Genomic DNA, 12240 nt, shown 5'->3' with positions numbered 1-12240 from the left:
CTGGGCGGCACCCGCCGCGACCGCTCACTGCTCGACCAGGCGGCCGCGTTGTGGCAGGACATCGGCAACCCGCTGGGCGACATCGCCGTCGCCACGGCCAAGGCCCGGCTGCTCGGTGGCGCGGACGGCCTCGCCCTGGTCGAGGTCGCGGAGAAGGCCGCCCTCCGGATCGGCGCACGTGCCGCCGCCGCCGAAGCCACGGAGGTGGCCGCGACCTGCCGCGGATCGGCACGCCCACCGATATCGATCCAGACTCTCGGTGGTTTCCGGGTGCTGCGGCGCGGTGAACCCATCCCGGTCACCGCGTGGCAGTCGCGCAAGGCCCGCGACCTGGTCAAGATCCTCGTCGCCCGCCGGGGCCGCCCGACCACCCGCGAGGCGCTGATGGAGTTGCTGTGGCCCGGAGAACCTCCGCAGCGGCTCGCCAACCGGTTCTCCGTGGCGTTGTCCACCGCCCGACTGGTGCTGGACCCCGACCGAGGCGACGCGCACGGCATCATCGCTGACACCGACCAGGTGCGACTCGACCCGGACGCGGTGGAGGTGGACGTCTGGCGGTTCCTCGCTGACGCCCGTGCCGGGCTCGCGGGTCGGCAGCGGCAGCGATCGGCCACCGCGGCGTTGCTGGCCGCCGCGGAGACCGCGTACGCGGGCGACTTCCTGGAGGAGGACCCCTACGCCGACTGGGCCGTCGAGCTGCGCGAGGACGCACGCCTGACCTACGTGCAGGTGGCCACCGCGCTGGCCGAGCACGCGACCGAGAACCGCGATCACGTGGCCGCCGGCCGGTACTGCCTGCGCATCCTGGAACGCGACCGCTACGACGAGACCGCGCACCTCGCGCTGGTGCGCAGCCTCCGAGCGTCGGGCAGCCACGGCGAAGCCCACCGCCGCCACCGCGCGTACGTGCTGCGGATGCGCGAGATCGGGGTCGAGCCGAGCCCGTTGCCCGACCCGACCCCGACCGGCGGTCACTTCACGCAGATCGCGTAGGCCGCCATGCTCCACGGGCTCGCACCGGCGGTGCCGATCGCGGTCACCTCGTTGTCCGTGGTGTTCGGCGTGGTGCCCTCCAACGCCGCCGGCTTGTGGGGCGGGGGTCCGTCGACCGCGCCGCCCCAACCGATCAGCGACCCGTCGGGGCACGTCGCGATGACCGTCTTCGGTGAGTCTTCGCTCTTGCCCGACATCGCTTCGACCAATGCGAGGTCGAGGGACAACTCGGCGCAGATCGCCCACGCCTTCACCTTCCACTGACCCGCCGGCCACGGGCCCGCCGGGCCGGAAGCCGAGGCGATGGCCGCGCTCAGGGCCGGGTTCGGCTTCAGGGCGTAAAGACCCACCGGCTCGTTGGCCGGATTGCTGATCGTGGCACCGACCCCGGTGACCTGACCGGCCGGGCACGACTCCGCATCCGTGTCCGTGTCGTGCAGGACCTGGTCGGCCTGCACAGTGTCGCCCGACGGGTACAGCCTCGGCTGACCGAAGCCGCACAGGGCGAAGCCGGTCACGCTCCACGCCGTGCCGACCACGCGCGGCCGGGCCCGCACGACGACCGACGTCAGGTCCGCGGCCGGTTCCACCCGGTCGACGACGACGAACCCGGGCGGGCTGCCGTTGACGCGCGCCCCGACCGAGTAAGCCTTGGTGCCACCGGGGCAGCCGACGACCACCTCCTTGGTGGCCTGGTCGACCGGACTCGTCCGCGTCACCAACTGCAGGCCCAGCGGGGCAGCCGCCGCCGGGACCGCCGTTCCGGCCGCTGCCGTGCCCAACGCGAGCAGCACAGCCGCCACCCTCGTGCACTTCCTCATGTCTCCCCCTCGTGAACTGCGGGTACAGCGTCGTGGCACCAGTCTCGGGAACGCCATTAGGGCGGTCTTAAAGTCCTTGCGTCGAACCGGTCCCACACCGGGTCCGCGCTGGTGGCGCACCCCCTTGTCCGGGTGGTCGCGCCGCCGTCACGGGACGTGGCAGCGGGCCCTGCGGGCGAGGGTGACGCACGGCGGCAGGCCTGCTCGGGAGCGGCGTGGACGCTGGAAGTCCTGCTCAGTCACGATGTGGTGGGACTGGACGACGTGGGAGGCGGGCGTCGTGGAGTTGGGGTTCGACCCGCGCGGTCACCGGCAGTCTCGCGCTGTTCCCCCAATACCGGCAGGCTCGCGGCTCGCGCCCGGAGGATCTGTCGCCAGGAGGTGTTGGTGCCGCGGTGGGCGCGTGGTACCCGGCGGCGCTTGAGCCCGCGGCGAACTGTCGACGCTGCTGCGCGGTGGCCGAGCGTGAGTAACTCACCCCGGATCCGGCGGTAGCCCCAGTCGGCGTTCTCGCGGGCCCTACGCTCGATCGCCACCGTGATGGTGTCGTCGACCGGTGGGCGGCACCTGCCGCGCAGGCGACGACCGTGCGGACCTCAGACCTCGACCACAGTGATCAACTCCCTGGTGGGTGATCACTATCGGCTCGGCAACTGTGCAGGATTTCCCAGAAGCGCCTGCGCAGCAGTCGTTCGGAAAGCGGATTCACGCTGATCCACCCACTGCTCTCGGTCAAACTCAACCGGCCTAGTCCACTGTCAACCCACCGCACCTCGTCGTCTGGTCGGCTGCCGAACTGGCCGTCGGACACCACGGGGTGCAGCGTTGTGATCCACCGCTGCTGTGTCGCGCGGTTGACACCGTGCTCCGCCAGCACCCGTTCGACGACGTGCTCTTCGCGCAGGTGCTTGACCGCGTCGACCGCCTTGCGCGGCAGCAGCAGTGGCATCGCGTTCGCGGCACGCACCCGGGGGACCAGGGACAAGAGGGCGTCCGGCAACGTGTCGACAGTCGATCGCAGCACTCTGACGTCGTTCCTGTGCTGAACGAGGATGCAGCAGGTGCGCGTGTGGCGGAGGACGGTTGCGGCCAGCGGTGCCGATCCGCCCACGACCAGGTACGCCCGACCTCCCTCCCTCAACGCTGTCACTACGTCCGCCGCGAAGTCCCGCGGACCTCGTTCGTCGGCCAGTCCTCGTGCGGTCAACGTCCTGACCGCTTCGTTGGTGCGTTCCAGGTGCGCCTGGTGATCTGTCGCCATGTGGGGCTCCGCGAGCGGGAGTGGCCACGAGCGTTCGGCGAACTCACACAGCAGGAGCAGCTCACGGTCGGTCAGGAGGTGTCCGGTCATGGAGTGACGAGCGTCTCTCGGACCCCGTCATCGGCCTGACGGTAGACGCTCGCAGTGGTGCCGAGCTCATCTGCGATGAACACCAACTGCGTCTCCATGACGTCCAGCAGGTCGCGGAACTGTGCCGCTCGATCGGCGAACTTCCGGCTGAGCGCTTCCGCGTGCGGGCTTGATCCCAGCGGCAACTCCCGGTTGAGCGCGTCCACTTCTGCCCGGATCTCCGCGAGCTGCACGGCCAGTCCGGTGACGCCTGTCCCCACGAGTTGCAGAGTCTCTGCGTCGACGTCCAACTTGTCTTTGTCACCGTCCATGACAATTCCCTTCTACTCGCCGATCACGGCGGGTGCGGTTGATTCCAGGTCGCCGAACAAGTCGAAGTCGTAGGGGTAGGACCGGGTGCGGTCACCTTCCTCGCGGCGGGCACCTCCGGCCGCGAGCGTGCCGCTCGCCGGAAATGCCCGCGACGTCGTCCTGTCGACTGGGGGCGGCAGCACCCCGCCGCCCCCGACCAGCCGGCTGCACGCCGCGTGCGTCGCCACCGAACCGCCTACCGGCTGGTTGCCGACCACCGTGCCGCTCACCGCCGAAGTCGAGGTCATCGCCTGCCACCGTGCCTCTGGGCCGACGGCCGCCCAGGACGCGGCGGTCGAGGTCTGCGCCGCACCCGCTCCTGCGGCCGAATCGCCTGTGGGGGCCTGCCGCACTTCCGGTGGCCCACCTCGAGCACGCCGATGGGCTGTCGACGCCGCGACGGTGCGTCCGACGGCCGCAGCGAGCCCGGGCATGGACACGAGGCCGGGGATGGTGGTCAAGGCGTCGGAGAATTGCGGCGTGTCGGCGTCGACAACTCGCGAGCCGCGCTCGTGTTCGCGCATGACGTACACGGCTTGGTCCTTCTCGGCCGACCGCTCGATCATGCTCCCGACCACGCTGGTGGTGCCGCCGGTCACGGCTCCGACGACCGCGATGAGGAAACCGGTGCCCGGTCCCGCCGCGCTGCCCGTGACCGCGCCGGCAGGGGTGCCCTCCGTGTCCGGTGGCGCGGGCATCGCCCGCTGAGCGGCGGAGAGTTGGTAGGCGGCTTCGTCGATCGGCCTGGCCATGTCCGTGGTGGTGCGCGCCAGCTGTGCCAGCCACTCCGTGTTCTTCCGCAGTGCTGAGATCGCGCTGTCCGCGCTTTCGCCGCTCCACGCCGCTTCCAGTGACGCGAGCATCCGGCCGAACCGATCGGCCAACGCGCCGATGGACTCGGCGTACTGCTGCCACCGGTCAGCGGCCTCGTGCACCGCGGCCACATCGGCCCGCTCGTGGAGCATGGCGAACAGCTGCCGGTGGCTGAAGCTCTCCCAATGCACGCCCCCGGCTACGTACCGGTCGCCTGACGAGTGGTTTCCGGCTTCCGGGGATCGCAGGTCGGCGTCCCGTGCGCCGACCTGCGCGGCGTCGCTCTCGACCTCGTCCAAATGAGCCTCCATCCGCCAGGTGCCCGGGCGTTCATGATGCCCGAAAGGTGACCGTGGAGTGGTGTCAAGTGGTGACTGACGCTCCTTGTTCGTGGGCGAAAGGCAAGTCAACCCGAGTTTCCCTCGGCTTTCGCGCCTGGGTGAACCGGGCTCGACTATTTCTCGCCGCAAAAATGCGATCAGGGATCGAATCGCCGGCCTTGTTCCCCTTGTGTGCAGGTGCGACAATCCCGGCCGGGAAGCCGACCCTGGACCGGCGACCGGGAAGGTGGCGCTGGTGGCGGCATCCGATTCGCATGATCAGGACGGGCCTTCCGGTGCGCGGATCTGGAACGACCTGCACGGATCGGTCAACGGACCTGTGGTACTGGCCGGGACGATCACCGGCGGTGTGCACGTGGATCGCGCGGACGGTGTCCGATCGGCCGGGTTCAAGCGCGAACACCGCGTCGACGTCGAACTGCTCGGAGCCGCCGGTGGTTTTCGCTTGCGCCACAGGTTCGCGGACGGTTCGGACCACGTGACGGACGTCTCCACATCCGAGGTCACACGTCTGGTCCGGGGTGTCGGCGCGTTACTGCGCAGGGCCATGACCCGAGCTCCGCAGCACCGCTCCGCCCTGTTGGCGCAGTGCGGTTCCCGGCTGCACACGTTCGTCGACACCGCGGAGCGGGTGTTGACCGGATATCGCGATCGCACCAAGGGCTCGCGGCCCACCATGGTCCTCGCGATCAACGCGGACGAGGAGATCGCGCAGCTGCCATGGGAGTTGCTGCACGATGGCTCGACGTTCCTCGTCGCCGCGCCCGATCCTGTCGTACCCGTCCGAGTGGTCACGTCGGGCGGTCAGCCGCATCCCGTGGCGAAGCGCGGCCTGCGGCTTCTCTACATGGCCTGCGCGCCCGTCGGTGACCTGCCCGAACTCGACTATGACGCCGAGCACGACGTGATCATCAAGTTGGCTCGCGAGCACCCGCTGGAGCCGCACTTCGACGACACCGGCAACCTCGTGGACCTCGAGGGCAGGTGGGGTGAGTACGACTACCGCCACTTCGACGTTATCCACCTGGATGGTCACGTCGGGTACACCCGGGGCGAGGTCGTTCTCGCGACCGAGGGCGTCCGCGGCGAGAGGGTCGACGCAGACGCGATCGTGCTGCGCGATGCCATCCGCGACAGCGGCGCATCCGTGCTGTTCCTCTCCGGTCGCCCGATGGGCGGCGAGGTGGACGATTTCCCGACCGGCAGGCTCGCCGCGCGCCTGGCCGGCTCCGGCATCCCGGTCGTGGTCGGCTGGGACCGGCGCACACCCGATGCTCACTCCACTGAGGCTGTGAAGGCCTTCTACCAAGTTCTGGCCCTGGGAAGAACCGTCGCCGAAGCCCTCGCCGCCACCTACCGATCGATGGTGAGAGATGGTGGAGCGGATTGGCCTGCGCTGCGGGTCTTCGTGGCCGGTGAACTGCCCGGTGCCCTCGTTCCCGCCCCACGATCCGGGGGCGGCGTCATGCAGATCATCCCGAGGCCGGACGACGAGGCGCGCGGTAAGGGCAGTACGGGGTTCATCGGCCGCAGACGGGAATTGCAGGACGCGGTCCGGCTGCTCGGTGTCCGCGCCACCCCGGATCCGGTCGGACTCGTCCTGTGCGGGATGGGCGGGCTCGGGAAGACTCGTCTGGCACGTCGTATCGAGCAGCGACTCGCCGCCGACTACCAAGTGGTGCGGGTCGCCGACGGCTTGACCGAGCAGAAGCTGGTGGACGCGATCGCCGCTGACATCGAGCGCGACGTGTACCTGCACGACGTGCCGCCCACGCTGCCGCTGGTCGACCGGCTGACCTGGTTCCTGCGTAGGTGGTCGGCGGCGTCGGGGAAGCTGCTGCTGTTCGAACTGGATGCGTTCGAGCACTCGTTCGAGGCCGATCCCGGTGACGCCGGGGCGATCGTCCTCGTCGACGGCAAGCCGACCACCGCCACCGAAGCGGCGTCCGTGTTGAACGCCCTGGTCAACGCCGTGCGAACCTGCGGGTACGGGCCGCACAGGATCCTGATGACCACCCGGTACCCGCCTGACCTGCCGTGCCTGCGGTACCTGGAGGTCAGGAGGCTGAGCTCGCTCGGCCGGTCCGACCTGGAACGCGTGGTCGCGCGGCGAGCCGGGGAGGACGTCACGCTGTCCGCGGCCAGCGTGGACGAGATCATCTCCACCGCGGGCGGCAACACCCGGTTGACCGAGTGGCTGGTGGACGCTGTCCGGCGTGAAGTCCGGGTGGAACCGGACGCGTTGCGCGCCGTGCTCCGGCACAACCGCTTGGAGTTCCTGGAGAAGGACGTCTTCGCTCCCCTGCTGTTGAACCGGATCAGCCGTGACGACGCGCGCGTGCTGCGGGCCGCCTCCCCGTTCCACGTACCGGTTTCCGTCGACGTGCTGTCACGACTGACCGGGGCAGACGCGAGCGAAGCCGTGTGGCGGTTGGCCAACCTCGGACTCTTGGAGCACCGAACGGGCGATGTCGACCTGTTCGCGCTGCCTGGTGTGCTCCGAGCCCGATACGTCGCGGAACACGACCCCGCTGTCCTGCGCGCACGGCACGCGGCCTGTGCCGGGGCCCTCGCGGCACAGGCGAAAGACCCGGTCGAGGCGGAGGACCTGACCGAGGTTGACGTCGCCACCTTGCGAGAGGTGCACCGCCTGGCGCGGTTGGGCGCAAATCTCGATCTGGAGGTGGAGACCGCGATCGCGCTGGCCGACCACCAGTTGTTCCGGCTGCGGTTCACCGAGGCTCGCGAGCTGTGCTCGGCTACGTTGCAGCGGCTCCACGAGCACGGCCGGGAACACCACGTGCTGTACATGATCCTGAGCGAGGTCAAAGTGCAGTCAGGTGAGGGCAGAGCCGACCTCACCTTGGCCAAGGCGCTGGAAGTGTGCCCGCCGGACGCGGACGGGGACCGCGCGGAGATCTTGACGTACCGGGGTTTCCGATCCGCTGACCACTCGCCTGAACACGCGATGCTGGACCTGGACGAGGCGATCACACTCGTTCGCGGGCACCACCGGCCGAACGTCCTGGCGTTCGCGCTGCGCACCAAAGCCAGGGCGCTCGCGGCAGCGCGTCCACGCGGATGGGAAGACCAGGTTCGCGAGCTGATCACCGAGGCGCTCGACCTGGTCCCGCGCGACGGGCTCTACCACGCTGCGGTGCTCCTGGATCGAGCTGTCGCACAGCACCTCGCGCGGAACGATGCCGTCGCCGCCCTGGAAGACCTCAACGCGGCCTTGGCCATCGACGAAGCGAAAGGTACCAGCGCGCACCAGGCGATCACCCTGCTGACGATGGCCGACGCCGCGCTGCGCAGCGGCCGCATCGACCTCGCGGTCCGCTGGGTGGACGATGCCGCCGCGCGGTGCACCACCCAGCGCATCAAGAGTGGAGTAGACCTCCTTCGCGGGAGCATCGCGCACCGCACGGGTGACCTGGCTTCGGCCCGTGCCCACTTCGAGGCCGCTCATGCCAGGGCAGAGCTGACGGGGCATCTCGGACACCAGCTCGACGCGCTGGTCGGGCTGCGCCGGGTGCACGCGGCCGCGGGCGACCGCGAGGCGGCCGACCTGGCCAGGAAGACGCAGGACGAGGTCGCGCGGAAGCTGGCAGATCCGACCGCGTTGATCAACACGTTGATCGAGTCGGTCACCGACGAACTCACGACCGGGACGGCGGACCCGGGGGCAGCGGTGGAGTGGGCGCGGGAAGCCGCCGCGATCGCTGCGGCGATGGGCCGACCCGATCGTGAAATCCCTGCCTTGCAGGCTCTCTTGGACCTCAGCGAGGTGGCGGGGTTGCCCGAGGCGAGCGTCGAAGGTCCGCTGCGCCGGATGCTCGTGCTGCTCGGCGCCAGCGGTCGCGGGGGATCGGCACGGATCGCGAAACGCTTGGGAGTGCTGCTGCTGCGGGCCGAACGTTTCGCGGAGGCCCGTCCGGTGCTCGAGAGCTCGTTGGAGCACTACGAACGGCACGGTCTTCGGGAGGCCGCCGCCGAGGTGCGCGAACGCCTGTCCGAGGTAGCCCGGGCGTTGGGCCGTGCAGATGAGGCCGAACGCCACCTGTGGGCCGCCGCGGAGCATCGCCTCCAAGTGCGGGCGTACACGGCGGCGGCGCAGGCGTTGCGCGCGGTGGCTGCGGTACGCCCCGACCGCGCGCGGGACGTGCTCGCCCTCGCGCGGAGGCTCACCAGGATCGCTGCTTCCGGTCTGGACGAAGAACAGGTGCTGCTCGACCTCGTGGCGACGGACGATCGGTGCCGCGAGCAAGCCGCTCTGGCTCGGGCCCGCGCCCAGCCGTTGCGGGTCGAGGTGGCACCGGACCTGGTCGCGTGCGTCGACCCCGAGCGGGGCGGTCGGTTCCTGGCGGGCGTCGACGAACTGCGTGCTGATGTGCGCGCCGACTCCGGCTGGGTGCTGCCCGAGGTGCTCGTCGGCGCGAACTCCGGCCTGCCGGCGACGTGGTTCGTGATCAGTGTGTGGGGGAAACCCGCCATCGACGGACCTGCTGTCGAACCGCTGGTGGGTGATCGGGCTACCACGATGGTGGCCGCGTTGCGCGCCGTCGTGCGTGCGCACCAAGCCCTCCTGTCCGGTCCCGAACCGGCTCCCGAGCCCGATCCCGAGGTGGACGTGCTCACCGCAGAAGAGATTCTCGCCGTGCTGCGCGAACGTGCTTGATCGAAGGGGATGACATGCTTCACGCGGGCATTTCCGGTGTGATGATGCCTGTTCTGCCGGGCTGGGAGGACTTGTCCCAGATCACCGTGGCGGCCGTGCGCGACGGCTTCCGGCATAATCTGGTCCTCACGGTGAGGGAGTTGTGCGGGCGGACGGTGAAGGCGTTCATCGACGATCACATTGCCAACTTGTACGGCACACTCGCTGATTTCATGATGAACCTGGAGGAGTCGGTGGCGTTCGGCCGTCATGATGGGCGGCTGATCGATTACGAGTTCACGTCGAACGGAGACGCTTTCCGGCAGAGGCAGTTCTTCGTGTTCCGGGGTGAACGCGTGTACAACTTCACCTACACCGACCTCCTGGGTCAATTCGAAGCGAATATGACGATCATGGAGCAGATCATCGGTAGTACACGTTTCGCTGAGGACGGACCCTCGAACGACAGGTTCGAGGTCTGATACCACATCCGCGACTGGTCGCCGAGATCCACCTGCGGGACTCCGTTGCTCAATCCTGCTCCGCGGTGAGGTTCGAGCCTGCTCGTCCGCCTCGTGAACGTTCCTGGCGCGCAGCATCAGTTGATGTCCGGACCTGGTGAACCGTGCGCATCGTGGATGGACCGGGCATGCTCCGCATGCGGTGACCGGAAGAGCGATCGGGCCGGCGAGTCCGGCGCCGTGGAGGCGAGGCTCCGCACGCTGCGCTGATCGGGTGAGGCGAGTCGGATCCGGTTGACCGGTGATCATCGTGACGACTATCCCAACCAGGTGGACCATCTGCCTGATCCCCGAGAACACCGCGCGGCCGAGGCCGGGGAACCGCGCACCGCGGCCGGCCGGCCCGAGGAGCCGACCTGGCTGCCGCAGGGGATCGACCGCGATCAACCCAGCGTGGCCCGGGTCTACGACTACCTGCTCGGCGGGGGGCACAACTTCGCGGTCGACCGCGAGCTGGCGGCGAGGATCGAGGCGGTGCAGGCGAACGTTGTGCTTGCCGAAAACGCCATCCATGCAGGTCAGATGTTTGTCATGCAGTTCGGCCTCTCGGTGTGGAGTCGGCATCCCGCAGTCGCGCCTGACGGGGATCGCCGTCGTGCCTCAGTCGAGTGTGCGGTCCGGCGCACCGGCACCGCGGCTGGCGTGTTCGCCTGCGAGGGCCTCGGCGTACGGCATCTGGGTTGCGGTGGTGTCCCGCCGTTCGGTGGCGGTTGGGGCTACTATCCGTTGTGTGAGTTCTCCGGCTGCCCGTTCGTCCGAGCCCGACCGGCCTGTTGGCCGGGTGGTGGACGTGGATGGTCTGGAGTCGGCGCCCGAGTGGGTGGGTGATGGCCGGGCGGCTGAGTTGTTCGGTTCGCCGGAGTTGATCCGTGCCGTGTTGCTGCCGGAGCATGCCGGCGAGTTCGATGTGGCTTTCGATGCCGCGTTGAGCGCGGCTCGGCGGACTCTGCGTCTGGACCAGTTGCGGTCGACCCTGCAGGTGTGGCGGCGGGTCGCGCTGCTGACCCGCGAGGACCCGGAGGCGGCCCGTCGGCTGGTGGACACCACTGTCGAGGTCCGTCGTGCGGGTGCCTCCCGACCGGGCAGTGTGTCGTGGGACGAACTGCGGGCAGGGTTGGGTCTGTAGTCGCCGGTAGTCCAGGCGGCGGTCGACGACGATCATGGCGTACACCCTCGACATCGATCCTGACGCGCAGGAGCAGATCCGCGCGCTTCCACCCGAAGCGCTCGTGGCGCTGGGTGAGGCATTCGAAGTCCTGACCCTGGTGCCCGAGCGGGGCAGCCCACTCAACCCGGACAATCCGGATGGCGGGCTGTTCCAGCTCACGTTCGGCCAGGGGCTCGGATTGATCACCTATCTGTTCTTGACGTCCCAGGACCGGGTGGATGTGCTGCTGGTGACCTGGGTGTCCTTCGACCGCGACCACGGTTCCTGATCCGATTGGCGGTTCGGGGTCTTGAGGAGCATGTAGGCGCGGGCGGTGGGAGCAAAATGGGAGCCGTTGGACGGGTTCAGCAGCGTCGAACCGCATTCAACGGCACCCGATAGCCGTGTTTTTCCTGTGCTAATTCTATTTCTGCTGGTAGAGGCGATATATCGGCTTCATTCACACCGAAGTGCTCTTCGAACCGCGTTCAACTGCGCCAAACGGCGTGAAACCGCAGGTCAACGACCGTGAACGGCAGGGCGGTCGGGCTGCGTTCCGGGCAGAGCACTTCTGTAACTCCGAAGTGCTCTGTGGTGGCAAAAATTTTTATTGTTGTGCTGTCGGCGTTATGTAACCTTGTGCCTGCCGAAAATCACGTTCGTGCTGCTTAGGTGGCGCGCTGGTACTCGTTGAGGATGCCGCCGAGTCGTTTGGCGGCCGTGTTTGCGGACACTCGACTCCTATGGGCTTCGTATGCCCTCTACCTGGACGGATGAGGTTATCGGCAGGCACACGGTCGCACCGCTCGCTCAACAGCCGGATGCGCGTGGCGAGCGCACTCAGGTCGACGTCACCTCGGTTGTCCGCGGTCGTGATCGCCTCCAGCAACTCCGCGTAGTCGGCCATCAGATCCCGGAACCGCCCGTCGAATGCCTGCCCGTCTTCGGCTTGCCGGGTGCGCGCCGTCGCGTGCCGCCGGTCCAGGTCGATGATCTGCTGCGCCAGCACTGCGGTCTCGGCGCTCAACGCGCTGCGCGCGTCGGTGGCCGCGTCCCGGCGTGACCGGCGGGCCACCGCGAGCCTGCCCGCGCGTCGCGCGTTCGCGTAGACACTCGCCGAGCCCGCGATCACGGCCCCGACCGCCGCGAGCCGGCACCCGACACGTACAGCTCGCCGGTCTCGGCCGGCCGCAACCACTCGTCCAGCACCTGGACCCGGGTGTTCGGGACGGGCCCGGCGACCAC

11 protein-coding genes are annotated in these 12240 nt (G+C 69.0%); 6 read left to right on the top strand and 5 right to left on the bottom strand.

Going from position 1 to position 12240, the window contains the following annotated elements; all coding sequences use genetic code 11:
- Nucleotides 1–993 (top strand): BTAD domain-containing putative transcriptional regulator (locus AB0G02_RS18405; RefSeq protein WP_360795548.1); only part of this gene is annotated, 993 nt, incomplete at its 5' end.
- On the opposite strand, the gene AB0G02_RS18400 is transcribed toward AB0G02_RS18405, so the two are convergent.
- The 4 genes from AB0G02_RS18400 to AB0G02_RS18385 all read right to left on the bottom strand — a co-directional run bounded on the left by AB0G02_RS18400 (nucleotide 972) and on the right by AB0G02_RS18385 (nucleotide 4628).
- Nucleotides 972–1814 carry a hypothetical protein gene (locus AB0G02_RS18400; RefSeq protein WP_360795545.1) on the bottom strand — a complete coding sequence of 281 codons (843 nt, stop codon included), beginning with the start codon at nucleotides 1812–1814 and terminating at the stop codon, nucleotides 972–974. The genes AB0G02_RS18405 and AB0G02_RS18400 overlap by 22 nt on opposite strands.
- 616 nt (nucleotides 1815–2430) lie before the next feature.
- Nucleotides 2431–3165 (bottom strand): ESX secretion-associated protein EspG, encoded by a 735-nt coding sequence (locus AB0G02_RS18395; RefSeq protein ID WP_360795542.1) that lies wholly within the window; start codon nucleotides 3163–3165, stop codon nucleotides 2431–2433.
- Nucleotides 3162–3476 carry a type VII secretion target gene (locus AB0G02_RS18390; protein ID WP_360795539.1) on the bottom strand — a complete coding sequence of 105 codons (315 nt, stop codon included), beginning with the start codon at nucleotides 3474–3476 and terminating at the stop codon, nucleotides 3162–3164. The genes AB0G02_RS18395 and AB0G02_RS18390 overlap by 4 nt, the downstream gene beginning before the upstream one ends.
- Before the next feature lie 12 nt (nucleotides 3477–3488).
- On the bottom strand, nucleotides 3489–4628 hold the full coding sequence (locus AB0G02_RS18385; RefSeq protein ID WP_360795536.1) for a PPE domain-containing protein: 1140 nt from the start codon (nucleotides 4626–4628) through the stop codon (nucleotides 3489–3491).
- A gap of 268 nt (nucleotides 4629–4896) precedes the next feature.
- On the opposite strand from AB0G02_RS18385, the gene AB0G02_RS18380 reads away from it, so the two are divergent.
- The 5 genes from AB0G02_RS18380 to AB0G02_RS18360 all read left to right on the top strand — a co-directional run bounded on the left by AB0G02_RS18380 (nucleotide 4897) and on the right by AB0G02_RS18360 (nucleotide 11284).
- Complete coding sequence (locus tag AB0G02_RS18380) at nucleotides 4897–9348, top strand: CHAT domain-containing protein (protein WP_360795533.1); 4452 nt, start codon at nucleotides 4897–4899, stop codon at nucleotides 9346–9348.
- Nucleotides 9345–9809 (top strand): DcrB-related protein, encoded by a 465-nt coding sequence (locus AB0G02_RS18375; RefSeq protein ID WP_360795530.1) that lies wholly within the window; start codon nucleotides 9345–9347, stop codon nucleotides 9807–9809. The genes AB0G02_RS18380 and AB0G02_RS18375 overlap by 4 nt, the downstream gene beginning before the upstream one ends.
- A 273-nt stretch (nucleotides 9810–10082) precedes the next feature.
- Complete coding sequence (locus AB0G02_RS18370) at nucleotides 10083–10676, top strand: SAM-dependent methyltransferase (RefSeq protein WP_360795527.1); 594 nt, start codon at nucleotides 10083–10085, stop codon at nucleotides 10674–10676.
- Nucleotides 10639–10974: a DUF6247 family protein gene (locus tag AB0G02_RS18365; RefSeq protein ID WP_360795524.1), complete on the top strand. Its 336-nt coding sequence runs from the start codon at nucleotides 10639–10641 to the stop codon at nucleotides 10972–10974. The genes AB0G02_RS18370 and AB0G02_RS18365 overlap by 38 nt, the downstream gene beginning before the upstream one ends.
- 34 nt (nucleotides 10975–11008) lie before the next feature.
- Entirely contained in the window at nucleotides 11009–11284 is a 276-nt protein-coding gene (locus AB0G02_RS18360) for a hypothetical protein (protein WP_360795521.1), read from the top strand.
- A gap of 318 nt (nucleotides 11285–11602) precedes the next feature.
- Here AB0G02_RS18360 and AB0G02_RS18355 read toward each other — a convergent pair whose 3' ends face one another.
- Nucleotides 11603–12127 carry a hypothetical protein gene (locus AB0G02_RS18355; protein ID WP_360795518.1) on the bottom strand — a complete coding sequence of 175 codons (525 nt, stop codon included), beginning with the start codon at nucleotides 12125–12127 and terminating at the stop codon, nucleotides 11603–11605.
- Nucleotides 12128–12240: the final 113 nt, after the last annotated feature.

The sequence above is a fragment of the Actinosynnema sp. NPDC023658 genome (assembly GCF_040639995.1).
Lineage (GTDB): Bacteria > Actinomycetota > Actinomycetes > Mycobacteriales > Pseudonocardiaceae > Actinosynnema.
Note: the sequence above shows the minus strand (reverse complement) of the source record. Positions and strands in the feature narration are given on the sequence as shown.

Coding starts and splice junctions, on each gene's coding strand:
- AB0G02_RS18400 (WP_360795545.1), bottom strand. CDS start 1,814: ATGAGGAAGTGCACGAGGGTGGCGGCTGTGCTGCTCGCGTTGGGCACG.
- AB0G02_RS18395 (WP_360795542.1), bottom strand. CDS start 3,165: ATGACCGGACACCTCCTGACCGACCGTGAGCTGCTCCTGCTGTGTGAG.
- AB0G02_RS18390 (WP_360795539.1), bottom strand. CDS start 3,476: ATGGACGGTGACAAAGACAAGTTGGACGTCGACGCAGAGACTCTGCAA.
- AB0G02_RS18360 (WP_360795521.1), top strand. CDS start 11,009: ATGGCGTACACCCTCGACATCGATCCTGACGCGCAGGAGCAGATCCGC.